Source organism: Mesorhizobium sp. AR07 (assembly GCF_024746815.1).
In the GTDB taxonomy this organism is placed as follows: domain Bacteria; phylum Pseudomonadota; class Alphaproteobacteria; order Rhizobiales; family Rhizobiaceae; genus Mesorhizobium.
Genome location: NZ_CP080525.1, coordinates 440,906 through 465,351, shown reverse-complemented (window position 1 = coordinate 465,351; position 24,446 = coordinate 440,906). Strand labels below are relative to the sequence as shown.

The window sequence follows — 24,446 nt, the reverse complement described above, 5'->3', positions numbered from 1 at the left end:
CCGGGGTCAAGGCCCGACAGTTTTCAAACTATGGCACCGCCGAAATGAACGCCGAAGAAGCGCTCGCGGCAGCGTAAGTTCCATATAGTGCGCTTCGACCGGAAATTCACCCGGCCAGCTTGAAACGCACAGCTCTACCAGGCCGAAAGGCCCAAATTCGTCCAACCGCTAAGCGGCCTTTTCTGTATCCGCCTTTTCCCTGGCGGCTTGCCGTTCGGCAATCCCTGCGAGTGTGGTTCGAAACAGTTCAACATCCTCGCCGCTAGTCGCTGCACCGATCGACACACGCAAAGCGCCAAGGCTGTCACCGTACCCCATGGCTTTCAGCACATGGCTCGGTCCCACCTTACCCGATGAACAGGCGGATCCGGCCGACAGCGCCACGCCGGCCAGATCGAAGGCGATCTGCGCCGTTTCGGCCTTGATGCCCGCAATAGCGAAGAATGTCGTGTTGGCAAGCCTTGGCGCGCCGGTTCCGAAGATTTCCGCGTCCGGCACCAGCATTTTCACGATGGCCTCGATCTCGTCGCGGCGATGCCGCACCGCATCCATCGTCTGCAATCCGTCGAGAGCCACACGGGCGGCCGCGCCAAAGCCGGCAATGGCAGCGAGGTTTTCCGTGCCGCCGCGATGGCCCTTCTCCTGGCCGCCGCCGTTGATCAGCGGCTTCGGCATCATCAGATCGGAGGCGGCAACGATGGCGCCGACGCCCTTGGGACCGCCGATCTTGTGCGAGGACAGAATCAGGTAATCGGCGTAACCCGCTGACAGGTCGATCGAAACGCGGCCTGCCGCCTGCACCGCGTCGACGACAAGGACGCCGCCCGCCGCCTTGACGATCCCGGCGATACGATCGATCGGCTGGATGACGCCGGTCTCGTTGTTGGCGGCATGGATGGCGACCAGCGGCAGGCCCTCGGCCTTGTCATGCTGGGCGAGTGCAGCTGTCAACGTATCGAGATCGGCAATGCCGTCGGCATCGACGCCGATCCGCGTTACCTGCGCTGCGGGAAAACGCCCGCCATTCAACAGGCAGGGATGATCTGCCTCGGACACATAAAGCCGGCTCATGCGCACGCTGCCGCGCCCCATCCGCCAGTCTGATGTCAGCAGCGTCGAGGCGGCTTCCGTCGCGCCGGAGGTGAACACGACATGCTCGGGCCTGGCGTTGACCAGCGCTGCCACATCACGCCTTGCGGTCTCGATCAGACGCCGCGCGGCGCGCCCCTCGGCGTGGACCGAAGACGGGTTGGCGGCGACATCAAGTGCCGCGACCACAGCCTCGCGCGCCGCGGCAAGCAGCGGCGCACTGGCATTGTAGTCGAGATAGGCGCGTGTTCCGGCCATTTTCGTCCGTCAAGTCCCGTTAGAAGCCATTCCGCAGACGTATCGCGTTATTTCCTTGAAATTCCAAGGCGAGCCGTCCTATTTACGCGGCTTGCGGCGCGGGTGGCCGGGCTCGATGTCTGGCCACTCAGTTTTGAACAATTCTAAACTAGCTTCTAAGAAGACGCTCGCCCTGCGTCAAGGCCAGAGGAAGGTTCGTTCCGGACGCCGCGCATTCGCATACCCAAGTGGAGTATTTCATGCCTGAGGTCATTTTCACCGGTCCTGCCGGCCGCCTGGAGGGACGCTACCAGCCTTCCAAGGAAAAGAGCGCGCCGATTGCCATCGTCCTGCACCCGCATCCGCAATTCGGAGGGACGATGAACAACAAGATCGTCTACGACCTCTTCTACATGTTCCAGAAGCGGGATTTCACCACGCTTCGCTTCAATTTCCGCGGCATCGGCCGCAGCCAGGGCGAGTTCGACCATGGCACCGGCGAGTTGTCGGACGCCGCCGCTGCTTTGGATTGGGTGCAATCGCTACATCCGGATTCCAAGAGCTGCTGGGTCGCCGGTTATTCCTTCGGCTCGTGGATCGGCATGCAGTTGCTGATGCGGCGGCCGGAGATCGAAGGCTTCATCTCGATTGCGCCGCAGCCCAACACCTATGATTTCTCGTTCCTGGCGCCCTGCCCGTCATCGGGCCTGATCATCCATGGCGATGCCGACAAGGTGGCGCCGCCAAAGGATGTACAAGGTCTGGTCGACAAGCTGCACACGCAAAAGGGCATCACCATCACCCAGAAGACCTTGCCCGGTGCCAACCATTTCTTCTCCAACGACGCCGACCTGCTGCTTGAGGAATGCGCCGATTATCTCGACCGCCGGCTGGCCGGCGAATTGTCGGATCCACGGCCGAAGCGGCTGAGATAGACAAAGGAAGCGGGCAGCGATGTACGAGCCTCCTCATTTCAGGGAAACACGGCCGGAAATCCTGCACGGGCTGATCCGGGCGCATCCGCTGGGTCTGTTGATTTGCAACGGATCCGAGGGGCCGGTCGCCAACGCCATCCCGTTCCTGCTCGATGCGCCCTCTGGGCTTAATGAAGACCTGCCGCCGAATGGCAGGCTGCGCGCCCATCTGGCGCGGGCCAATCCGCAATGGCGCCTGCTGGCCGACAATCCGGCATCGCCGGTGCTGATCGTCTTCCAGGGCACCGATGCCTATGTGACGCCATCCTGGTACGAGACCAAGCGCGAGACCGGCAAGGTGGTGCCGACCTGGAACTACGCCATCGTGCAGGTGCGCGGCACCGTCACGGTGATGGATGACCAGGATTGGCTGGCGCGGCAGATCGCCGATCTGACCGCGTCCCAGGAAGGCGCTCGCGCCGCGCCCTGGGCGGTGACCGACGCGCCGGCGCCCTTCATCCAGTCGCAGATCAAGGGCATCATCGGACTGGAAATCGACATCAGCGAAATCCACGGCAAGTGGAAGGTCAGCCAGAACCGGCCGGTCGCCGACCGCGCCGGCGTTGCGCAAGGGCTGGAAAGCGAGGACCACCGGTCGCCCGACATGGCCAGCCTGGTGAGATCCTACGGTGGCCTGGACGGCAATTAGACGAGTGGCGGACTCTAGCTTGTAGAGAGCATAGTCGTCACACATGTAAACACAGTTTGCGCGTCCGTTGCGGCGCTGCGTCAAACCGGTACGACATTGCAAGGCCGGTCATGTGGTCAATCCATACGCAGCGTAAGTGCAATTCTCCGTAGCTCCAATCATTATCCAATATCGCTATCGGGCTGGCGCCCTTGAAAAGAGGCGCACTCAGTGCTACCTTTTCTAATGCCTGAGCGAATATTCAAAACGGCATGGTTCGCCAGAGCGGCGCGTAAAGCGCGATTGACCGATGCAGTGCTTTTGAGAGCGGCGAGAGAAGCTGCTCAAGGAAGAGCCGACGATCTCGGCGGCGGTGTTTTCAAAAAGCGCCTCGATGACAATCGCTTTCGCTCGATCATTTTGGCGAACACGGGCGCGTTCTGGGTCTATGTCTATTTATTTGCCAAGCAAGATAGGGCGAATATCGAGGATGATGAATTGCGAGCCTTTCGCGAACTCGCAGCGATTTATCGCCGTAAGTCCGAGCAAGATCTGCAAGTCGAGTTGAGTGTAGGGGCATTGATGGAGATTGGTCATGACGACTAAACGGAAATTCAAGAGCGACGCCTTTGAGGCAATTCACAGCGCGGTGGACGGTATGGTTCGCGCCGGGACGATCGATAAGCAGACGCTTCGGTCATTTGATGACGCCTGTCTGTCCGCCCCGTCACTATTCAACGCTAAGCAAATCAAGGCGCTGCGTGAGCGCAACCACGTTAGCCAGCCGGTGTTTGCACGTCATCTGAACACGTCGGAATCGACGGTGCAGAAGTGGGAGAGTGGCGCCAAGAAACCAAGCGGCTTGGCGATGAAGCTGCTGACCGTGATTGAGAAGCATGGACTTGAGGTGCTGCGCTAGGACGCAATCAGCCGAAACGTCCTCTTGCGGACCGGCAACCCCGACGGTGTCGGACGAAAGATGAAGCCGAGCCGGGCGAAGACAAGCCCGCACACCAGCGCGAAGGCGCAGCCGAGGCCGAAGCCGGCGACGGTGTCGCTGGGATAGTGCGCGCCGACGAAGACCCGCGTCGAGGCGATGCAGGCGGTGATCGCCAAGGCGATATACCAGCGCCGCGGAAATAACAGCAAGGCAACCCCGAACACGGCACCCATGGTCGTGGCATGGCCTGAGGGAAAGCCTGCGAAGCGCGCATCAAAGGCAAAAGGATGCAAGGCCAGCACGCCAAAATCATCGAAATAGAGCGGGCGGGCCCGGCCGATGGCATATTTCAGCAGGTTGACGGTGAGGCCCGACAGGCCGACAGCACAAAGCACCAGAAAAGCCAGGCAGGTCCAGTTGTAGACGAGCATCAGCGAGCGCCTTGAAAGGCTTCGCCAGTCCGTCAGGTTGGCGGCGACGAGCAACAGCGCCGATGGAACGAGATACCAGCCGCCCAGGGCGAACTGCGTGAAAAAATCGGCCCAATTGACGAACCTTGGCGACCATTGGCCGTGAAGCATTCCAGCAGGGATGTCGAGGCGAACAAAGGCCGCCGCCGTCAGCAAGACCCACGCCAGGGTCCAGACCGGCCAGAGCGTTTGCGGATAGAAGGCGGGGCGGACGGCAAAGCGCGTTCTCACGATCTGGAACGTGTCGCGAGAATTGTCGAGGGATCGGCGCCCAACCCCAAGGAGCATGCTGGAAATGGAAGGGCGCGATTTCACGAGCATAGGAAATTCGACCCTGTCATCGACGACCCGTCATTGGACCACATGATAGAGGCCGAGCGACATTTTGTCTCCCGACGAATAGTTGAGCCCGTCGATCCGGGCAACCCGGTTCGCAGACTTGCCTTGTGCCGCCAGCAATCCATTCAGTTTCTGCTCGTCCTCAATCGGTGCCAGTGCCAGCGCGCAGGCAGGTTCGGCAAGCAGATGATTGGCGACGCCGTTGATGTCGGTCAGCACCGTTTTCGTGCCCACCAGGAACACCAGGCTCGGTTCCTGATATTGCGACGAAGCCAGCACCGTGGTGTCGCAAGGCTTGTTGGCGCGCACCGCCGCCTCGATCGCCGGGCTCAGCCAGATCGGCTTCAGCGACGGCGCGATGACGCCGAACAGCAGTGCATAGGTGACGCCGGCACAGACCGCGACGGCGCCGATGCGGCTGAGCGGCACCTGCAATTGCCGCGAAAAGGCAAAGTAGCCCGCACCGAGCGCTGCGGCGGCGGCCGGAATGCTCCACCAGGAGAAGGTGCCTGTGAGGTAGATCGGCGCGCCGACGCAGACCGCCGCCAAGCCGAGGCTGACCACGGCCAGGCCAAAGGCGGTCGACCACCACAACCAGTCCTGCCAGCGCCTGAGCGGCGCGTTCGCGTCCTGCGGCGACAGAGTCAAAAGCCAGCCAATCAGCAGCGCCATGCCGGGATAGGCCGGCAGGACATAGTGCGGCAGCTTGGTCGGGATCAGCTCGAACAGCAGCCAGAACGGGATGTACCAGGCGAGGCAGAAGCGCAGCCGGGGGTCGTCGCGCAGCCGGTTGAGGGCCTGGAGCCCAGCGCCGACCGCGATCAGGCCGAAGGGCCACATGAACAGCGAATAGGTCAGGACGTAGAAGCCGGGCGGCAGGCCATGCGATTCCTCGCCCGACGCGACCTTGCCGAGCATGTCCTTGCCGACGGCTTGCTGCAAGAAGGCGCCGCCGCTCTTCCAGGTGATCAGCGCGATCCAGGGCAGCACGATCAGCACGACGAGCGCCAGGCCGCGCCCCACCTTGAGCTTCGACAGCCAGCGCCCGTCACGCTCGAAGGCGAACAGCACGGCGATGGTGAGTGCCGACAGCAGCGGCGCGATAGGCCCCTTGATGAGGATCGCCGCGCCTTGAGCGATCCAGAAAATCCACCAGAGATGGCCGGCGACAGCTTGGTTGCGGCGCGACGCCAGATAGATTTGCGCCAGCGCGCCTTGCGCCGCCACGCAACAGGCCAGCAGCATCGCATCGGTCTTGGCGTCGCGGCCTTCGAAAGCGGTGGCGAAAATCGCCGCCATGACCAGGCCGGCGGCGATGCCGGCATTGGCTCCGAACAGATTGGTGCCGGTCCAGGCGATCGCCAGCACGGCAATGGCAATGCCAAGCGCCGAGACCGTGCGATAAACCCAGATCGGCGCCTCGGCGCCCTCGCCGCTCAGCGCCACTGCCGCCGATTGCAGCCAGTAGATGCCGATCGGCTTCTGGTAGCGCGAGGCCTCCTGAAAGCGGATGTCGACATAATCGCCGCTCTCGACCATCTGCTTGGTGGCCTGGACGAAGCGCGACTCATCGCGGTCGATCGGCGGCATCGACGCCAGCCCCGAAACCGTCATCACCAGGCTGAACAGGAAAAGAAGGATATAATTCCTGTTCACCGCCATGTCTCAGCCTCTCCAACCGTTCCCTTGATGTGCAGAGCTGCTCAATCGACCTTGGTCATCGCAGCCGCCTTGCGCTCATTGGCGATCAGCCAGAGATTTCTGATATAGATGAACATGCCCATGGCCTGGCCGGCTATGAACACCGGATCCTGGCGCACGATCGCATAGATCAGCAGCAGGCCGCCGCCGAACAGGGAAAAGAACCAGAAGGCGACCGGCACCACGCTGCGCTTGGCCTTTTCGGACGCGAGCCACTGCACGACGAAACGCATGGTGAAGAAGAACTGGGCTATGAAGCCGAGCAGAATCCACGCATCGAACTGCTTGATGAAAACCTGGTGAAGCCAGGTTCCCAATTCCTGAAGCACGTTAACCACGGCTGATTTCCTCTACTTTGGGCATCCGGCGGCGCCGACGGCGCAGCCACCAGACGCCGCCGAGATCGACCGCGCCCTGCAGGCCGCGGTCGAAAATCCCGTAATTCGACTTGCCGTGGCGGCGCGAGCGATCGACGACATCGCAATGCACGACGCGATAGCCCTCCTGGATGACCAGGGCCGGAACAAAGCGATGGGTGCCGTCGAAGAACGGCAATTTGCGCAGGATTTCGGTATGGACCGCCTTGAGGCCGCAGCCGGTATCGCGCGTGTCATCATGCAGGATCGCGCCTCTCAGCCAGTTGGCAAAACGCGACGCCAGTTGCTTGACCTTGCTGTCGCGACGCTTGAGGCGTTGCCCTTGTGCGGCGCCGAAATCGGGACCGGCCTGCCGCAAGGCGTCGACCAGCACCGGAATGTATTGAGGGTCGTTCTGGCCATCCCCGTCGATCGTGGCGATGATGCTGCCACGCGCCGCCCAGGCGCCCGAGCGCACCGAAAGGCTCTGGCCGGCGGATTTCCGGTGCCGCAATTCCCGCACGGGAAACGGGCGAAGCGCTGCCTGCGCCGCGAGCACGGCAACGGTGTCGTCGGTCGAACCATCGTTGACGATGATCAGTTCGAAGTCGCGCCCGGCCATGGCGGCCTCGATCTCGTCAATCAGCAATGGCAGATTTGCCGCCTCGTTCCTGCAAGGAATGACAATGGATATCAATGCGTCCGGCATGTCGCGTCGGGGCTCTGTCGTCGGATATGGCATTTATGGATGCCGTGCGGTGCCCCTTGAGGTCGTGGGCTGCAAGAACCTTTTGGCGCGGCGCCTCATTACGCCAGCCGAAACGATGAAGCAAGCATAGCGGCGGACGTCATCCGCGCGCGCCGCAAAACCGGATTCCACTTTTGCTGATCGCGCTTGGGTGCTAAACGCGCGCGTTCATGCGTGCCATGCCGGGCCAGACTGGCCGGACGCTTTCGGGAAAGAAAAAATGCCTGCCTTCAAATCCGACTTCCTGCGCACGATGAGCGAGCGCGGTTTCATCCACCAGACTTCGGATGATGCCGGCCTCGACAATCTCTTCGCTACGGAGACGGTGACGGCCTATATCGGCTTCGACGCAACCGCCAAGAGCCTGCATGCCGGATCGCTGATCCAGATCATGATGCTGCACTGGCTGCAGCAGACCGGTCATCGGCCGATCGCGCTGATGGGCGGCGGCACCTCGATGATCGGCGATCCGTCCTTCAAGGACGAGGCGCGCAAGCTGCTGACGCCGCAGGACATCGACGACAACCTGGCCGGCATCCGCCGCAACTTCATGCCGTACCTCAAATTCGGCAGCGGGCCGAATGACGCGATCATGATCAACAACGCCGACTGGCTGATGAAGATCAACTACGTCAATTTCCTGCGCGACGTCGGCCGTCACTTTTCCGTCAACCGCATGCTCGCCTTCGATTCCGTCAAACTGCGGCTCGATCGCGAGCAATCGCTGTCGTTCCTCGAATTCAACTACATGATCCTGCAGGCCTATGATTTCGTCGAGCTCCACAAGCGTCTCGGCTGCCGCTTGCAGATGGGCGGTTCCGACCAGTGGGGCAACATCATCAACGGCATCGATCTCGGCCGCCGCATGGAGGACGCGCAGCTCTATGCGCTGACGACGCCGCTGCTCACGACGTCATCGGGCGCCAAGATGGGCAAATCAGCCTCGGGTGCGGTCTGGCTCGATGCGGACATGCTGAGCGCCTACGATTTCTGGCAGTACTGGCGCAACACCGAGGATGCGGATGTCGGCCGCTTCCTGAAACTCTACACGACGCTGCCCTTGGACGAGGTCGCGCGACTCGATCAGCTCGGCGGATCCGAGATCAATGAGGCCAAAAAGATCCTCGCCACCGAGATCACAGCCTTGCTGCACGGTCGCGCGGCCGCCGAACAAGCCGGCGATACGGCGCGCAAGACATTCGAGGAAGGGGCGCTCGCCGAATCGCTGCCGACCGTCGAGGTGGACAAGGCAGCACTTGAGTCTGGAGTTGGCGTCCTAACGCTGCTCGTAACCGCCGGACTGGCGGCGTCGAACGGCGAGGCACGGCGGCATGTGCAGGGCGGTGCGGTGCGGCTGAACGATCAGCCTGTCAGCGACGAGCGCCGGCTGGTGACCCTTCAGGATTTGAGTCCGGAAAACGTCGTAAAGCTGTCTCTGGGCAGGAAAAAACACATTCTGGTGCGGCCGGTCTGAGGTCGATCACCGATATTCGAAGATCGACCTGAATATCCCAGGCGCGATGACCGACAGCGGATTGACGTCGAGCAATGGCTTGTTGGCATTGCCCTTGAGCCGGTAGGTGACACCGATCAGGCCGCGGTCGCGGCCATTGCCGAGCAGCGCGCCGACCAGCGGCAATTCACCAAAGATGCGATTGAGGCCATAGACCGGCATGAACGTGCCGGTCATGTCCATGTTGTTGTTCTGATCATAGAGCGTGCCCTGGAACGTCGTGCCGATGCGCGGGCCGCGCAGCACGCCATTGGCCAGCTTCAGATAGCCGCTGCCCTTGTCTATCTCGGCGTAACCGCGTTCGAAATTCACCCGTGACGTGTCGAGTTTGCCCTTGACCGCCTGATTGAGGCTGCGGCTGTCGCCGGCCGGCGTGGTCGAGACGATGGAGGCCAGTTTCGGCTCGTTGACGATGACGAAATTCGTCGTATCCACCTTGCCCGTCATAGGCCCGTCGCTTGCTCCCGCCAGCGCCAGCGTGATCGCCCCGCCTTCCATGTGCTCATAGATGTTGAGGAACCGAAGGATGGCGCCGGCGTCCGCGGACTGCATGTTGAGCGCGCGCCGGCCGGCGCCGGTCGTGTTGCTGATGGTTATGGCGGCGCCCGAACTGGCCGTGGCGCTGACCTTCAGCCCGTTCACCCTCGACCCGGCCGCGCTATAGTCGAGCTTCAGGTTGGACAATTGCTCGTCATGGAAACCGGTCAGTTGAGCGACATCGGCGCTGACGGAAATGGCATCGGAACCGGTGGTCTTGGTCGCGGTGTCGACGTCCGAGGTGAACTGCTTGATGAGCGAGCGGGCATCCAGCGCGTTGCCTGATATGTCGACCGCATAGCCCTTACCGGACCGCTTCACCGACACGGCGACATCGTCGCCCCTGTTCAAGGTGACCTTGCTGAACTTTGCGGAAGACAAGGCGCCATTGACCAGCACGATGCTGCCGTCGATGGAGAAGGTCTTTCCGTCGAGATTGAAGTCGGACAGCGTCGTGGTGTCGCCGGACTTGGTCATGACGAAGGTGACCTTGGCGGGGACCCCCGCACCCTTGCTCCAGCCAGCCCAGGGAATGTCCAGCCTGGCGCTGGTCAGATCGGCAGAGACGCTCTGGTCGCCGCTGCCGCTCTTGTCGATCGCGACCTTCACCGTTCCGCCAAGCAGCGGCGTCAAGCCGGGCATTGCGGCGGCGCGGATCTTGTCGTCGAGCACCAAGGCCACCTTGCGGCTGGGCGGCGGTCCGTCATCCCCGAGCGGCTCGATCAGGTTGAGTTCAGCCGGAATGCCGTTCAGCGATGCCTTGGCGGAGATCACCGCTTTTTCAGGGCCGACGGTGATCGAACCGTCGGCGCCCGTCACGGTCTGGCCCTCGAACGGCTTGGCCAATGACATGCCGCTATAGTCGAGCGACACCAGCCAATCGAGCTTCGAACTGTCGACGCCGGACTGCAACGGAATGTCGGCCCTGACATGGCCGGTGACGCTGCCCGACAGGTCTTCCGGCAGGAAGCCTACATGGCGCATGGCGTTGATCGGTTCGTAGGAGGCGAGTTCGGCGACGGCGGCCGCATCGCCAGCGACGTCGATGTCGAGCGCGCCGATGACCGGCGGATGATTGGCGGCCTTGACTGTCAGCGTGCCGTTGCTGGCCGCCACGGTGCGGCCGCTGGGCATGAAGACGGTGCCCGAGGACAGGGAGATGTCGACATCATTGCCATGGAAACCAACAACGCCGACAGCGTCGCGTATCGGCGGAATGCGGCCGGCGGTATCGAAACGCGATCCTTCGATCTGGAAGCGGCCGAACACCTCCTCGGCGGACAGCGGCACGCCATTGCCGAGGCGGCCAGGCACGACCTGGAACTGAAGATTGGCATCGACGACGCGACCGCCGAACAAATTGTCCAGCACCCAGAGCCGGGCGTTGCGCGCCGAAAACCACGGCCAAAGCTGTTTGACGTGGGAGACCGGCATGTCATGGACGTTGAACGCCAGATTGATCCCCGGCGCCTGGCCGTCGACGAACTCCACGGCGGCGGTTCCCAGAACCTCGCCGCCGGCGGCGGAACGAACAGCGATCTGCTCGGCCACCAGTTTGTGGCTCACTGTATTGTAGACGCCGGCAATTCGAGCAAGGAACCCGAGTGCGGGCTCAGGCGACTCCGAAGGCGCAAGCGACGAACCATCGCTGGTCAGGTCGTAGCGATAGGAGGGTTGCTCACCCGCCGCTCCGGTCGCCGGCTTCGGCCCGATCGAACCGGCGAAATCGAATGTCGACCGGCCGGTCTTCAGCAGCAGTCTGTCCACCTGGACCTTGTTGCTGCCGGCAACCAACGTGGCGTTGACGTCGACGTCCGCGGGCAGCAGCCCACGTGTGCCGAGATCGAGGACGGAACCCGTCGACGACAGAGCGGCCGTCAGCCGTGATGCATTCGTGCCGGACCCTTCCGATCCCGTCAGCTTCAGCGCGACCGCGCCCAGCTTCCCGGCAGTGGCCGTGGTGTCAGCAGCGGCCGCGAGAACACTGGCATCCGCGAGATCGATGCTCGCGTCCAGCGCCGTCACGCGGTGTGCCGCGACATCGCGGGTGGCGGAGGCAGCAACGGTAACCCCCCTGCCATCGACATCGGCCTGCGACGAAAACTGCATGCCGCCCGGCCCAGACTGTACGACACTGGCGTCGGCGATCTTGACCAATTTGATCGTTCCGGCTTCGGGCAGCACGAATTCGACATTACGAAGATCGATCCGACGCAGCGAATCTTCCCGCACCGCGTCGAGCGCGCGGTTGACGTTGCCGAACACCGCGGTGGATAGTTTCTCCGGATCGATGAGGCCGTCCTCGTTGCGCAGGCTTGCTGCCCAGTCGCCGCCGGACGGCAGCGCCGCCACGACGATGCGCGCATCGGAGATCCTGGCGCTGGTCAGCCGCACATCCCCCCACAGCAGCGGCATCAGGCGCACGCCGAAGCGCACGCGGCCCGCATCCGCCATCGGCTTGCCGTCGGCGGTCTTCAGGCTGACGTCGCTGACCTGCAACGCAATGAAGCTCGATCCATCGAGGGTGATGCGCGCCGGTCCGACCGAAACACCGACATCGACGCCGGCGAGTTTCGCCAGGGCGGTTTCCGCTTCCGTCCGCAGCCGCTCGGAGCCAACGCCGGAGACACCGATCAGATAGACAACGACCGCCGCCAACAAGGCGAAGCTGGCGAAACCGGCGAACACCCTTGCCAGGATGCGAAAGCCGCGTCCGATCCGGGCCTGACCGAGCGGCGGCACACGACACGCGGACGGAAAGGTCCCCAGGTCGGTGATCTCATCACGCCTGAACCGGATCTTCTCGTGCTGCGGTTGCTCCTGATCCACGCAATTTTCCGTTGTACGAACTCGATCGTGGACGAATCCCCGCTCGACACTATATCGGAGTGGCTTCGCGCGTAACCTCAAACAAGGGCATCGATATGGCTGACCTCGACGTAGGCGATCTTGCGCCGCAATTCGACCTGCCGCGGGACGGCGGCGGATCACTCAGCCTGACCGCATCCTCCGGCAAGCCCGTTGTCCTCTATTTCTATCCGCAGGACGACACAACAAGCTGCACGCAAGAGGCGATCAGCTTTTCGCAACTGAAGCCGGAATTCGAGAAGGCGGGCGCCGTTGTGATCGGCCTGTCGCCTGATAACGTCAAAAAGCACGACAAGTTCAAATCGAAATACAATCTCACAATCGACCTCGCCGCCGACGAGGAGCGCAAGGTGATCGAGGCTTATCATCTGTGGGTCGAGAAATCGATGTATGGCCGCAAGTACATGGGGGTCGAGCGGGCGACGTTCCTGATCGGCGCTGACGGCCGGATCGCCAGGATCTGGCGCAAGGTCCGGGTCAAGGGCCATGCCGAAGAGGTGCTGGAAGCCGTCCGCGCGCTTTGAGGTTTTTTGCCGGCGAGACCGACGAGCCTTCCCCTGTCGATCCCCGTCCGTTTTTCATAGGCTGCCACGGTGTCCTGCAATTGCTCCATGCGGCCGGCTGCGCGGCCACTGGAATAAGCCTAGGCGTACGGCCGCCCAATAGACTGCCGGCAAGGAGAAGCGCGCCGAGCGCCTTCCCTGCCGGCGATAGCGCCATTTTGAGCAGCGCCGCGATCATCCTTCGATATCCGCGCGGAGTTCCCGCACTGCCTGGGCGAGCTGGGCGCGGCGCGTGATGCCGTAGACGGCAAAGCCGACGATCACCACGACGATCGCAAGCTGCACGCGCCAGTCGATGCCGCCGAACGCCGCGAAGGGCGCGCCGATCGCCGTGAGCAACCATGTCCAAAACGTCTTGGTCCTGGTCACCGGCTTGTGCATCTCGCCGGGATCGGCCACGACAGGCTTTTCCACACCACCGGCGGGGGCGCGGGAGCGGGCTTCACCGCCGGGCCAGCGGGCTCCGCGGCGGCCGGCCGCGCCCATGCGGGCAGCGTCGGCAAGTCATTATTGGTATGCCATGCGTCGAGCGCGATCGATGCCCACCGGTTGCGGCTGGCGTAGTTCTTCTTGCCGGCCTGTTTATAGGCCAGTTCGAATGCCTTGACCTTGTTCGCCAGCCCTTTGGCCGCCTGCAGCTTGGCGATCGCGCCGCGATAGGCGCCCTTCAGCTCGGAAAACAGGAAGCCGTAATTGGCCTGGTCGCTGGCGGCCGAAAGCCTCGAGCGCGTGCAATAGGCTTCGAAGCTGCGCCGGCGCGGGCCGGTCCAGATCGGCCAGCCATAGCCGCCGCGCGAGCTGGGCACGGTCGGCTTGATTTCCTGCATGGCGGTGAAGCCGTCGCATTTATGCCCGAGATTGCCGAGAATGGCGCCGGCGCTGTCGAGGTCGAGTTTGAAATCGCGGATCAACAGCGCCGTGATCCACGGTGCCTTCGAACGAAACAGATCCTGCGCCTTGCCCTTTGTCATGCCAAAACCTCCGCGAGATTGGGTCGCGTGGAAAGGTAGACTTAAGCGGCACGTGTTGCGTTTTAGGACGGCGGTAGCGGATTGCTCCGGTTTTGGATTGTGGCTATGGTCGCCGCCCATACGCCAGCGATGTTAAAAGGCATAAGGCAGAAAGGTTGTATTGTGTTCCCAAAGCAGTCGAGCTATTCAACGTCTTCGACTGGGGAGGGTTTTCGCTGTGGGGCGCTTGGGGTGGGTGGCTTTTACTCTAGCCATGCTTGTGGGGTGGACGTGGCTATCCAGAAATACCATTCAGGAGGATGCCGCCGACTTCTGCGATGACCTGAAGGAGGACTTTTACGAAAAGGTCCGTAAAGGCGACTCCCCAGTAGTGGAAGCGCTCCTACTTGATGCCTGCTATTGATCGACTATCCCGCTTCAAGAGCCGCCCATGTGACGGGCCGCAGACGCCGTCCACATCGCGGCCCTTCGACTCCTGAAAGCTTCGCAGCGCCATCTGCGTTTTCAGCCCGCGGTCGCCATCAATTACGAGCGTAAAGCCGTGTTGTACAAGGCGTTCCTGCATTCGAGGAATGGAATGTGGGGGATGGCTGCTACCGGCGGGCCTGTGTTTCTCGTAAGCCGCCGCCAGTAGCGCATGATAGCCGTCACGCGCATAGGACGCGCCGTAATACCCGCGCGCGATGAGGCCCATCTGTGCGCATTCAAGGTCAGGCCAACCCTGTCGATGAATGACGCGATGATGCGGGCGGGTTCGCCTGGCGCCGACAGTGCCTCTGCCACCAGCGCGGCAGCATTGGGATACCCGAGATTTTTCCAATGCGCGGTGAGGCCTTTGGGGGATCAAGCTCCCACAAGGCAGACTCGACCTCGGCAACAGCAAGAAGAGCGGCGGCCTCGATACCCAACAATTCCGCCGCAACCGTGGTCGCGTCAATGGCTTCCTTGTCGAACGACATGCTTCCAGTCCCTTTCTATGTGTCGATGATCCATACGCAAACGATGTTGCCATAGGTGGCCGCACCGATGGTCAGCGCTCCCTCCAGGATGATGTCGCCCGCTGTCGTAATTCGCACCGGGACCGAACCGAACTCGCCCGTTGAAAGAACCGCCATCGTTGATTTGCGGGGCGCGTAGTTGGTGGGCAGCCGAGCGAACACGTCTAACCGCGCGAATGATCCTGCTGCAATGTTGAACATGCCCTCGATCAACCCCGAGCGACCGGTTTTTACGGCATTGGCGTCATTAAGTGTGACCTTGGCGTTGAGCGCGGTGAACGCAACGCTGGTGCGAGCCCCAGCGTGAACCATGGCGTCGGCCAAGCCGTGAAGCCCGATCGGAAGCTCGCAAGTCCGTCACCCACGAGGAGCTGCTGCGAGGCGCTGTAGGCGCGGGCGAACTGAAGGCTGCGGCGTAAAAGCCCCACGTGGGGCGTGAGGCGCGCTTTTCCGCGCCTCACGTTCGCCTCATGTTCTTATTGCGGCAAGGCTGCAACCCATGGAATGCAAGGGGTTGTGCCAAATCAACGGACGGTTAACCTTAATGATGTGTAATCAAGCTGTCGTGGTGTCGTAAACGAAAGCTTGGTCCCGTGAACGCAACCGGTCAGTCACCAGTCTTCGGCAGGCGTAAAGAGCCCCATACGGTCATCATCGCCCGGGGCAACGAGATCAGGCACTTCACGATCCGCCCCTGGCTGGCGGCCTTTATCGGTTCGGCGCTGGCCGCCATCGCCATCGGCTACCTGCTGGCCACCTCCTACCTCGTGCTGCGCGACGACCTGATCGGCGCCACCACGGCGCGGCAGGCGCGTATGCAGCAGGCCTATGAAGATCGCATTTCGGCGCTTCGCGCCCAGGTCGACCGCATCACCAGCCGCCAGTTGCTCGACCAGCAGCTGATGGAGACCAAGGTCAGCGAACTGCTTGAACGCCAGAGCCAGCTGAGCCAGCGTCATGGCCGCCTCGGCCCGCTGCTCGAACGCGCCGAAAACGACGTCGGTGCCGCGCCCGAAGATCCGGCGGCGGCCGGCAAACCGGACAAGCGCGCCGAGGTGACCGGCAGCATCACCCTGCCCGCGCAGAGGAACTACGCGGTCGCCAGCCTGGGTGCCGACCTCGGCGCCGGCGACACCAGGCCGTTCTCGTTGTGGTCGACCCGCTCCGACCCGCTGCCCAACGATTCAGCCGCCGATCGTGCCGACAGACTGTTCGTGTCGATCAACCAGTCGCTGAAGTCCATCGAAAGCGATCAACTCACCCGCATCAGCACGCTTGCCACCAATGCCTACAAGAATGCCGATGCCATCACGCAGGCGCTCGCGGCGGCCGGATTGCCGGTCGACAGCGATTTCGGCAAGAACGAGAGCGATGTCGGCGGTCCGCTGATCCCGCTCAACAGTTCGATGATCTTCGACAGCAAAGTCAAGGAACTGGACGAGGCGCTGGACACGCTCGACCAGCTCAAGAAGGAAGCGCGCCAGCTGCCGCTGACCAATCCGGCTCCGGGTCATTCCGTCACCAGCCCGTTCGGCGTGCGCACCGACCCCATCCTCGGCACCGCAGCACTCCATTCCGGCATGGATTTCAGGGCCCCCATCGGCATGCCGGCCAAGGTCACGGCGCCCGGCATCGTCACCAAGGCAGGCTGGAACGGCGGCTATGGCCGCATGGTGGAGGTCGATCACGGCAATGGTTTTGCGACGCGCTATGGGCATCTCAGCGAAATCGACGTGACCGTGGGCGAGAAACTGGACGCCGGCGCCGTCATCGGCAAGACCGGCAGCAGCGGCCGCTCGACCGGCCCGCATCTGCACTACGAAGTGCGCCACAATGGCGAAGCGATCGATCCGTTGCGCTTCCTCACGGTCGGCAAGAAAGTCGCCCAGTATCTCTGAGCTTCGCAGGCGTTGAACTGATCGGGGCCTTCCGGGATCAGCTTTGTCCCGCTTCAGCCAGGATTTTCCCTTTACATCGACAGGAACGTCGTCGCCGCCGAAACCAGGGTGGCCGCGCCGACTTTCAAGGCGGCCTCATCGACGCGAAACCGGGGATGATGAAGCGGAAACACCGATCCGACGTCTTCATTGCGGATTCCGAGCCGGAAATAGACCGACGGACGCTTCTCGCTGTAGTAGCCAAAGTCGTCCGCAATGGTCCATCCAGGCGTGCTGAGCACATTGTCGGCACCGACACAGGCCCCAGCGCTGGCGACGATCAGCTCCGTCATCTCGACATCGTTGACGACCCCCGGTTCGCCCTTGTGGATATCGAGCCGCACACTGGCGCCGTGGCTCGTCGCAATTCCCTCCAGTATGGCACGAACGCGGCGCCAGGCCCGTTCACGGGTTGCGTCGCTGCCGCTGCGGATGGTCCCCTTCAACGCGACCTTGCCGGCGATCACGTTGTAGGCGCTGCCGCCGTTGATCCCGGTCACGGATATGACCAGGGGATCATAGGGGTCGATCTCGCGCGAGACGATCTTCTGCAGTTCGCTCACCATGGAGCAGGCCACAGTAATCGCATCGATGCCCTCATACGGCTTTGCCGCATGCGCGGCCGAGCCTGTGACAACAGCATCGAACGTATCGCATGCCAGGGTGTACGGACCGGAATTCACAGCGATCTTGCCGGACTGTGTGTACGGATCGACGTGAACGCAGATGGCGGCGTCGACGTCGTCGAGAAGCCCCTCCTCCACCACGCGTCTGCCGCCCGACGGCTCGTCTTCCTCGGCCGGCTGGAAGATGAGACGGACGGTTCCGCCAAAATCATTCCGCGACTGGTGAAGATGCGCGGCAACCGCGAAGGCCATCGACGCGTGAGCGTCGTGACCGCACGCATGCATCACACCTGGATTTAGCGACGCATAGTCGACACCGGACTCCTCCTCGATCGGCAAGGCATCGATGTCGGCGCGTATCGCCACCTTGCGATTGGACGGCTTGCCCGTGCCGACAATGTCGACAGCCAGGCCGAAGCCGGCGACGTCGCGAATGTCGGCAATGCCCTCGCCGGCCAGCATCTGCCGCAGATAACGCTGCGTGTTGGCTTCGCGGTTCGAAAGCTCCGGATTGCGATGCAGGTGGCGGCGGATCTCGATCATCCGATCGAGAATTCCGGCATCGATATCGACTGTGCCGGGAGTTGCAAACCCGCCTGCCATGGCAGCGCCCTCAGGATTTGACATGGATCTCTCGCGGAAACTTCGTCAGGGTCTCATTGCCGGTTTCGGTGATCAGGATGGTCTCGCTGATCTCGATGCCCCAGCCGTCCATCCACATACCAAGAATGGAATGAACGACGTTGCCTGATACAAGCACTGTCTTGTCGCCCGGCCTGAGGCTGATCGTGTGCTCGCCCCAGTCCGGCGGATAGGCGACGCCGATCGAATAGCCGATGCGCGATTCCTTCTTCAGTCCGTAGCGGTGAATGACCTTGCGCCAGGCAGCTTCGACAGCTTCGGCGGTCGTTCCTGGTCTGACCGCATCAAGCACCGCGTCCATGCCCTCGATCACCGCTTTTGCTGTATCCGAGACGTTTGTCGGCGTTTTGCCGAGTTGCAGGGTTCTTGCGAGGCCGGCAGCATAGCGGCGGCAGACACCGGCGAGTTCCAGGGCAATCGTCTCGTTGTCTCCGAACCGCCTGTCGCTCCACATGATGTGCGGCGCGGACGCATTCTCGCCGCCGAGAATCGTCGGCGGCAAAGCGGTGATGTCACCAGCGAAGTCCGGACTGCCGGCAATCTGCGCCGCCTGGATGGAGGCAAGGGCGTCACACTCGCGAACGCCAGGCGCGATCACCTCGAAGGCCCGCGTGACCGCCGCCTCGGCCAAGGTCGACGCCTTGCGCAAATAGGCGATCTCGGGCGCCGATTTGACCGCGCGAATCCAGTTCACCAGGAGATCGGCGTCATGCCACTTGGCATTGGGGAGTCCGGCGACAAGCCGGGCATGGGCTTTCGCCGAGAAATAATAGGCTTCGAGCTCGATGCCGATGTGCCTGATACCCCAGCCTTTCGCGACGATCCAACTCGCGATCCAGTCCATCGGGTGGCGATCGGCACGCTGAACGTGATCCTCCGGGAAGCCGACCACGTTCTCGGGCTTCATCCAGGCTGTCAGAAGCCCACCGGCCGCATCCATGGCGCGCCCGATCCAGATCGGCTCGACCTCTTCGATTGGAACGAGCACGACCTGGGGCGTGTAGAATGACCAGCCATCATAGCCGGTGATGTAATGCTGGTTGGCAACGTCGTTGACGACAAGGAGTTCGAGACCGCGCTTGGCCATTTCGGCGCGGATCTTGCGAAGCCGCTGCTGGTACTCGTCGCGGGCAAACGGCAATTCGATCATCTCTACTCCAAGCTTGCTATCTCGACAGTCGGGGTTCGCTCACCATTGAAGAGGTTTTGACAGCTGGGCAATCGGCCAAGGACAACATGTGGGCAGGTCCTAAAACCGGACATGATTCACGCGCTTGTCCGATTTTGGTTTTGCCTCGACTTATTTTTGAATTCCATTTGACTGAATAAATAAGCGGTGCGAAGCTGCCCTCTCCTAAGGGGCGCATGTCATGGCATTGCGGGGGACCAATCAGGAGTTCGGGCGGCCGTACAACCGGCGCATCGTGCTTGAGTCCATCCGCCTGCACGGACCAATTGCCCGCGGCGAGATCGCCAGCCGCGTCGGGCTCACGGTGCAGACGGTATCGACCATCGTCCGCGAGTTGGAGGAACAGGGTTACATCCTGTCGCTGCGCGAAGAGCCGAAGGGTCGCGGCCTGCCTCCGGCGACCCTGCGCATCAATCCCGAAGGCGGCTATGCCGTCGGCATTCACATCACCCCGCTCGGCATCAATGCCGCTTTGATCAATCTGAGCGGCGATGTGATCGAAAGCACCTATCGCGAGGCACCGAACGCGACGCCCGACCATGCCTTCGATCTGATCGGAGCGATGGTGGTTGAATTGACCAGATTGCGGGCCGGAGGACGGGTTCTGGGCGTCGGCCTTGCCCTGCCCGGCCCGTTCGGGGTCGAATCCATGAGTTTTGTCGGCCCGACCACCATGACCGGCTGGAAGGACGTGGCGTTGCGGGAGCGACTGGCGACTTCCACCGGATTGCCGGCCTTCTTCGAAACCGACATGGCGGCGGCCGCCATGGGCGAGCGTCTCTACGGCCTCGGCGCTCAATTTTCCGAATATTATTATCTCTATTTCGGCGTCGGCCTTGGCGGCGTCATGGTCCATGACGGCAGCGTGTTGCGCGGCGCCTGGGGAAATGCCGGCGAAGTCGGGCACATTCCCGTCGTTCCCGGCGGCGAGATTTGCCCGTGCGGCAACCGGGGCTGTCTCGAAAGGTACCTCTCGCTCGAAGCGCTCCGGCGCTGGAATGGCAGCGAGGCCGATTGGGTGGCGCAAGTCGCGCCGGTCTTTCGCAATGCCGTCGCCGTCATCGAGAACCTGTTCGACCCCGAGACGATCATCCTCGGCGGACTGGCGTCCACCGATCTGCTCGAACGGCTGGCTGGTTCAACCGAAGGCCTGCACAACTCCGTCTCCGCACGCAAGGACCGCACGACGCCACGAATCATGGTCGCGCACGGTGGACAGCATTCGGTGTTGCGGGGCGCCGCCGCCCTTGCGGTTTCCGGCGTGCTGTCGCCGCGCTTCGGGCAGATATTCACCGCCGAACGCGAACGCGGGCGCGATCTCTTGAAAAGCGGAGGGATTGCGGCATGAGCGAACCCCTTTTGGTGCTCGACAATGTCACCAAGAATTATGGCGCGATCGAAGCGCTGAAAGGCATCAGCTTCTCGATCGGCCGCGGCGAAGTCGTGGCGCTGCTGGGCGACAATGGCGCCGGCAAATCGACGCTGGTCAAGATCATCGCCGGCGGGCTGGAGCCGACTTCGGGCCGCATGCTGTTCGAGGGCAAGGAGTTCCTCGCCCGGTCGCCAGCGGAAGCCAAGGCGGCGGGCATCGAAACCGTCTACCAGGACCTGTCGCTGTGCACCAATGTCGACGTGGTCGCCAATTTCTTCATGGGCCGCGAGATCACCAGGAAGGTTCTTGGCATACCCGTGCTCGACGAGCGCGCCATGGAGGCCGTCGTCGAAAAGGCGCTGGCCAGCGCCGGTACCCGCATCCCCTCGCTGCGCGCCAATGTCGAGCATCTTTCGGGCGGCCAGCGGCAAGCGATCGAACTCAACCGGTTCGTGCATTGGGGCGGCAAGCTGGTTCTGCTCGACGAACCGTTCGCCGCCCTCGGCGTCGAGCAGACACGGCGCGGTCTCGACATGATCCGCCAGGTGGCGAGCCAGGGCATCGGCGTCGTCATCATCACCCACATCATGCAGCAGGCCTTCCAGGTCGCCGACCGGATCGTGGTGATCCGGCAAGGCGTCGTGGCGGGCGACGTCGCACGCAACAAAACAAGTCCCGACGCGGTGATCAACATGATCACCGGTGAGACGCTTGCCGGTGCCGGACCGGCGGGCTGAGGGACAAAAGAGGGGTCCGGCTCAACAGGAGCGAACGACATGAAGCGAATACTTCTTGCTCTATTCGGTATCCTGGCACTGGCCTTTGCCACGCTCACGCCGGCATTCGCCCAGTCCAAGGGGACCGTCTACTACATGGTGCCGACACTGCTCGACGAGTTCCAGACCGGCTCGGTGAGCGCGCTGGAGCTGTTCCTGAAGCAGGTCGGCTATGAGGTGAAGACGCTGAACGCCGACAACAAGACCGACGCGCAGCAATCGCAGATGAACGACGTCATCGCGCTGAAGCCGGCGGCCATCATCCTCGCCGCCGTCGATTTCAACGCCCTGAAACCGTCGATCGAGGCCGCACGCGCCGCCGGCATCCCGGTGGTCGAGTTCGACCGCCAGATCACGTCGACGCCGTCCGACTTCACCTCGGTCGCGGGAACGATCGAGATCGGCTACGTCGCCGCGGACCAGGCCGAGAAGCTGCTCAAGGCCAAGAACGGTTCTGTGAAGGGCAAGGTGCTGCAGGTGCTGGGCGATCCCGGCGACCCCTACACGCTCGATATCCAGAAGGGTTTTGCGGAGAAGATGAAGGCGTTCCCGGACGTCAAGATCATCTCGCTGCCGGCCATGCAGTGGGAGGCCAGCAATGCCGGCACCATCGTTGCCGACCAGATGCTGGCCAACCCCGATATCGACCTGATCTTCAGCCATGCCGCGCACCTCTCGGTCGCCGCCGTCGCCTCGCTCGAGGCCGCCGGCAAAAAACCGGGCGACGTCATGCTGATGAGCTCGAACGGTGCTCCGGTCGGCCTCGACCTGATCCGCAAGGGCTGGCTCAATGTCGAAGTCGAGCAACCGCTCTACGCGCAGGCCGCGGCTGTCGCCATGTTCATGGACAAGGTCGTCAAGAAGGAGGAGATCAAGCCCGGCGAATACGACGTGCTCGGCCTGAAGTCGACCGTGACCAAGGAAGCCTGGGGGCCGAACATCAAGATCCCAGGTGCCGCCATCACCAAGGAAAATGTCGACAACCCGGCCTTCTGGGGCAACCAGAAGCCGCCGACGGACACCGTCAAGTCAGCCGAATAGGCACGTCGCGCAAAACGCTCCGGACCGTCACGGTCCGGAGCCAATCCTCCGCAATTCCAATCGCGCATGATCTCTTCCCGAAATCGAGTTGATTTCGGAGGCATGCGCCAGCCGGATCAGCCCATGAACCCCCGCACGCGTCACGCCCTGGAGTTCGTCCTCGACAACCTCGTCTGGTTCATGCTGCTGTTCGTGCTGATAGTCTTTTCCATCTTCATCCCGAATTATTTCCAGCTCGGCATTTTCGCCAACATCATCGAGGCGTCGAGCGTGCTCGGCGTCATGTCGATCGGACTGGCGCTGGTCATCATCGCCGGCCACATGGACCTGTCGGTCGAATCCGTGGCGGCGCTGAGCGCCATGGGGGTCGGCATCCTGTTCTGCTCGTCGGGTATCGGCCTTCGCGTCCAGTTGCACCCGGAATGGCTGATGGTGCCGGTGTCGCTGCTGCTGGCAATCGCCGTCGGCGGCCTGATCGGCGCCTTCAACGGCTATCTGGTGGTGCGGGTGAAGATGAGCGCCTTCATCATCACGCTGGCCTCCTACATCTGGGTGCGCGGCCTGGTGCTGGTAATCTCGGGCGGCCGCTCGGCGCAGGACCTGGCGCCGGCCATCCGCTGGTTCGGCATCCAGCGCCTCGTCGGCCTGCCGCTCACCGCCTGGATCGCGGTCGCCTGTTTCGTGGTCTTCTCGCTGATCATGGCCAAGACGCCGTTCGGCCGGCATCTCGTGATGATCGGCGGCAACGAGACGGCGACCTTCCGCGCCGGCATCCGCGTCAACCGCAATCTGATCATCGCCTTCGTGCTGGCCGGCGCCATCGCCGGCCTCGCCGGATGGCTGCTGGCGATCCGCACGTCGGGCGCCACCGCCAATCTCGGAGTCGGCCTGCTGTTCAACGCCTTCGCCGCCGTCGTCATCGGCGGCGTCAGCCTGAAGGGCGGTGTCGGCACCCTGCCGGGCGTCTATGCCGGCGTGCTGCTGCTCTCGGCGATCAACACAGCGATCAACCTGATGGGCCTGCCGGCCAACTTCACCCAGGTGATCCACGGCCTGCTGGTGCTGGCCGCCGTGCTGCTCGACGCCTTCAAGCAAACCATTCGCCAAAGACTCGCATGACAGGAGGGCTCGCATGACCGGACGACTGCAAGGCAAGGTGGCGCTGATCGTCGGTAGCGCCCGCGGCATCGGCAAGGGCATCGCGCTGCGCTTCGCTGAAGAAGGGGCAAGGCTTGTGCTCGCCGACACGGAGGTTGCGGCCGGGCAAGTCACCGCCAACGAGCTTGGCGCTGCCTTCATCCGCACCGACATCTCGCAAATGACCGAAGCTGAGGCCGCGGTGGCGCTGGCACTGGACCGGCATGGGCACTTGGACATCATAGTGCAGAATGCCGGCATCTATCCCTGGCAGCTGATCGAGAACACCAGCGCGGACGACTGGGACCGTGTCATGGCCGTCAATCTGCGCGGCACGTTCAATGCCAGCCGCGCGGCCCTGGTGCCGATGAAGGCGCAGCGCTTTGGCCGCATGCTCTACACCTCCTCCATCACCGGCCCGCATGTCACCAGCCCCGGCCACGGCCACTATTCGGCCAGCAAGGCCGGCATCAACGGCTTCATCCGTGCCGCGGCACTCGAATTCTCCGGCTACGGCATCACCGTCAACGGCGTCGAGCCCGGCAACATCCTGACCGAAGCGATCGAGCTGCATCGCGGCGCGGCCTATATCAAGAACATGGAAGATTCCATCCCACTCGGCCGGCTCGGCAGCCCGCGCGACGTCGCCAATGCCTTCCTGTTCCTCGCCTCCGACGACGCCTGCTACATCACCGGCACGACCATTGTTGTCGATGGTGGGCAATTGCTGCCGGAGGGCAACGATTTCCGGCTCCTGCCGCCGTGATCGTTGAGTTAGGGCAAAAGCAAGATTC

The 24,446-nt window shown here is 62.7% G+C and carries 25 protein-coding genes; 12 read left to right on the top strand and 13 right to left on the bottom strand.

Annotated elements, in window-relative coordinates:
• Nucleotides 1-168: 168 nt before the first annotated feature.
• Entirely contained in the window at nt 169-1,347 is a 1,179-nt protein-coding gene (locus BPNPMPFG_RS02410) for a cysteine desulfurase family protein (protein ID WP_258593085.1), read from the bottom strand.
• Nucleotides 1,348-1,586: 239 nt separating this feature from the next.
• On the opposite strand from BPNPMPFG_RS02410, the gene BPNPMPFG_RS02405 reads away from it, so the two are divergent.
• The 4 genes from BPNPMPFG_RS02405 (at nt 1,587) to BPNPMPFG_RS02390 (ending at nt 3,847) form a co-directional block, all read left to right on the top strand.
• Nucleotides 1,587-2,261, top strand: a complete 675-nt coding sequence (locus BPNPMPFG_RS02405) for an alpha/beta hydrolase (RefSeq protein ID WP_013532163.1) — start codon at nt 1,587-1,589, stop codon at nt 2,259-2,261.
• Nucleotides 2,262-2,280: 19 nt separating this feature from the next.
• A complete protein-coding gene (locus BPNPMPFG_RS02400) occupies nt 2,281-2,949 on the top strand; it encodes an FMN-binding negative transcriptional regulator (RefSeq protein ID WP_258593084.1) in 669 nt (222 codons plus the stop codon).
• Between the two features lie 225 nt (nt 2,950-3,174).
• Nucleotides 3,175-3,534 (top strand): type II toxin-antitoxin system RelE/ParE family toxin, encoded by a 360-nt coding sequence (locus tag BPNPMPFG_RS02395; protein WP_258597037.1) that lies wholly within the window; start codon nt 3,175-3,177, stop codon nt 3,532-3,534.
• A complete protein-coding gene (locus BPNPMPFG_RS02390) occupies nt 3,524-3,847 on the top strand; it encodes a helix-turn-helix domain-containing protein (protein WP_258593083.1) in 324 nt (107 codons plus the stop codon). Before BPNPMPFG_RS02395 ends, BPNPMPFG_RS02390 begins: the two co-directional genes overlap by 11 nt.
• Here the strand turns inward: BPNPMPFG_RS02390 and BPNPMPFG_RS02385 are convergent.
• The 4 genes from BPNPMPFG_RS02385 to BPNPMPFG_RS02370 form a co-directional block, all read right to left on the bottom strand.
• On the bottom strand, nt 3,844-4,569 hold the full coding sequence (locus BPNPMPFG_RS02385) for a phosphatase PAP2 family protein (RefSeq protein WP_258593082.1): 726 nt from the start codon (nt 4,567-4,569) through the stop codon (nt 3,844-3,846). The genes BPNPMPFG_RS02390 and BPNPMPFG_RS02385 overlap by 4 nt on opposite strands.
• Before the next feature lie 120 nt (nt 4,570-4,689).
• Nucleotides 4,690-6,339 carry an ArnT family glycosyltransferase gene (locus BPNPMPFG_RS02380; protein WP_258593081.1) on the bottom strand — a complete coding sequence of 550 codons (1,650 nt, stop codon included), beginning with the start codon at nt 6,337-6,339 and terminating at the stop codon, nt 4,690-4,692.
• Between the two features lie 41 nt (nt 6,340-6,380).
• Complete coding sequence (locus BPNPMPFG_RS02375) at nt 6,381-6,716, bottom strand: lipid-A-disaccharide synthase N-terminal domain-containing protein (protein ID WP_258593080.1); 336 nt, start codon at nt 6,714-6,716, stop codon at nt 6,381-6,383.
• Nucleotides 6,709-7,443: a glycosyltransferase family 2 protein gene (locus tag BPNPMPFG_RS02370; protein WP_258593079.1), complete on the bottom strand. Its 735-nt coding sequence runs from the start codon at nt 7,441-7,443 to the stop codon at nt 6,709-6,711. Before BPNPMPFG_RS02370 ends, BPNPMPFG_RS02375 begins: the two co-directional genes overlap by 8 nt.
• Before the next feature lie 259 nt (nt 7,444-7,702).
• Here BPNPMPFG_RS02370 and tyrS point away from each other — a divergent pair, with 259 nt between their 5' ends.
• Nucleotides 7,703-8,956: a tyrosine--tRNA ligase gene (gene tyrS / locus BPNPMPFG_RS02365; protein WP_258593078.1), complete on the top strand. Its 1,254-nt coding sequence runs from the start codon at nt 7,703-7,705 to the stop codon at nt 8,954-8,956.
• A 6-nt stretch (nt 8,957-8,962) separates the two neighbouring features.
• Here the strand turns inward: tyrS and BPNPMPFG_RS02360 are convergent, their stop codons facing one another.
• The gene (locus tag BPNPMPFG_RS02360) at nt 8,963-12,361 is read right to left on the bottom strand and encodes a DUF3971 domain-containing protein (protein WP_258593077.1); all 3,399 of its coding nucleotides are present in this window, start codon (nt 12,359-12,361) and stop codon (nt 8,963-8,965) included.
• A 95-nt stretch (nt 12,362-12,456) separates the two neighbouring features.
• Here BPNPMPFG_RS02360 and BPNPMPFG_RS02355 point away from each other — a divergent pair, with 95 nt between their 5' ends.
• Nucleotides 12,457-12,924 (top strand): peroxiredoxin, encoded by a 468-nt coding sequence (locus BPNPMPFG_RS02355; RefSeq protein WP_258593076.1) that lies wholly within the window; start codon nt 12,457-12,459, stop codon nt 12,922-12,924.
• A gap of 213 nt (nt 12,925-13,137) precedes the next feature.
• Here BPNPMPFG_RS02355 and BPNPMPFG_RS02350 read toward each other — a convergent pair whose 3' ends face one another.
• The 5 genes from BPNPMPFG_RS02350 to BPNPMPFG_RS02330 all read right to left on the bottom strand — a co-directional run bounded on the left by BPNPMPFG_RS02350 (nt 13,138) and on the right by BPNPMPFG_RS02330 (nt 15,256).
• On the bottom strand, nt 13,138-13,362 hold the full coding sequence (locus BPNPMPFG_RS02350) for a hypothetical protein (protein ID WP_258593075.1): 225 nt from the start codon (nt 13,360-13,362) through the stop codon (nt 13,138-13,140).
• Nucleotides 13,329-13,934, bottom strand: coding sequence for a phage tail tip lysozyme (locus tag BPNPMPFG_RS02345; RefSeq protein WP_258593074.1), 606 nt, complete (start codon nt 13,932-13,934; stop codon nt 13,329-13,331). The genes BPNPMPFG_RS02350 and BPNPMPFG_RS02345 overlap by 34 nt, the downstream gene beginning before the upstream one ends.
• A gap of 382 nt (nt 13,935-14,316) precedes the next feature.
• On the bottom strand, nt 14,317-14,628 hold the full coding sequence (locus BPNPMPFG_RS02340) for a peptidoglycan-binding domain-containing protein (protein ID WP_258593073.1): 312 nt from the start codon (nt 14,626-14,628) through the stop codon (nt 14,317-14,319).
• 16 nt (nt 14,629-14,644) lie between these two features.
• Nucleotides 14,645-14,893 (bottom strand): hypothetical protein, encoded by a 249-nt coding sequence (locus BPNPMPFG_RS02335; protein ID WP_258593072.1) that lies wholly within the window; start codon nt 14,891-14,893, stop codon nt 14,645-14,647.
• 15 nt (nt 14,894-14,908) lie between these two features.
• Nucleotides 14,909-15,256, bottom strand: a complete 348-nt coding sequence (locus BPNPMPFG_RS02330) for a hypothetical protein (protein WP_258593071.1) — start codon at nt 15,254-15,256, stop codon at nt 14,909-14,911.
• A gap of 269 nt (nt 15,257-15,525) precedes the next feature.
• Between BPNPMPFG_RS02330 and BPNPMPFG_RS02325 the strand changes: the two genes are divergently transcribed.
• Nucleotides 15,526-16,830, top strand: coding sequence for a M23 family metallopeptidase (locus BPNPMPFG_RS02325; protein WP_258593070.1), 1,305 nt, complete (start codon nt 15,526-15,528; stop codon nt 16,828-16,830).
• A 71-nt stretch (nt 16,831-16,901) separates the two neighbouring features.
• Here BPNPMPFG_RS02325 and BPNPMPFG_RS02320 read toward each other — a convergent pair whose 3' ends face one another.
• Nucleotides 16,902-18,122 (bottom strand): M20 metallopeptidase family protein, encoded by a 1,221-nt coding sequence (locus BPNPMPFG_RS02320; RefSeq protein WP_258593069.1) that lies wholly within the window; start codon nt 18,120-18,122, stop codon nt 16,902-16,904.
• Complete coding sequence (locus BPNPMPFG_RS02315; protein WP_258593068.1) at nt 18,109-19,287, bottom strand: M24 family metallopeptidase; 1,179 nt, start codon at nt 19,285-19,287, stop codon at nt 18,109-18,111. Before BPNPMPFG_RS02315 ends, BPNPMPFG_RS02320 begins: the two co-directional genes overlap by 14 nt.
• 220 nt (nt 19,288-19,507) lie before the next feature.
• On the opposite strand from BPNPMPFG_RS02315, the gene BPNPMPFG_RS02310 reads away from it, so the two are divergent.
• The 5 genes from BPNPMPFG_RS02310 to BPNPMPFG_RS02290 all read left to right on the top strand — a co-directional run bounded on the left by BPNPMPFG_RS02310 (nt 19,508) and on the right by BPNPMPFG_RS02290 (nt 24,418).
• Nucleotides 19,508-20,674, top strand: coding sequence for an ROK family transcriptional regulator (locus tag BPNPMPFG_RS02310; RefSeq protein ID WP_258593067.1), 1,167 nt, complete (start codon nt 19,508-19,510; stop codon nt 20,672-20,674).
• Nucleotides 20,671-21,435, top strand: coding sequence for an ATP-binding cassette domain-containing protein (locus tag BPNPMPFG_RS02305; protein WP_258593066.1), 765 nt, complete (start codon nt 20,671-20,673; stop codon nt 21,433-21,435). The genes BPNPMPFG_RS02310 and BPNPMPFG_RS02305 overlap by 4 nt, the downstream gene beginning before the upstream one ends.
• A gap of 39 nt (nt 21,436-21,474) precedes the next feature.
• Entirely contained in the window at nt 21,475-22,515 is a 1,041-nt protein-coding gene (locus BPNPMPFG_RS02300) for a sugar ABC transporter substrate-binding protein (RefSeq protein ID WP_258593065.1), read from the top strand.
• A 123-nt stretch (nt 22,516-22,638) separates the two neighbouring features.
• Nucleotides 22,639-23,634: an ABC transporter permease gene (locus tag BPNPMPFG_RS02295; protein WP_258593064.1), complete on the top strand. Its 996-nt coding sequence runs from the start codon at nt 22,639-22,641 to the stop codon at nt 23,632-23,634.
• Between the two features lie 13 nt (nt 23,635-23,647).
• Nucleotides 23,648-24,418, top strand: a complete 771-nt coding sequence (locus BPNPMPFG_RS02290; RefSeq protein ID WP_258593063.1) for an SDR family oxidoreductase — start codon at nt 23,648-23,650, stop codon at nt 24,416-24,418.
• Nucleotides 24,419-24,446: the final 28 nt, after the last annotated feature.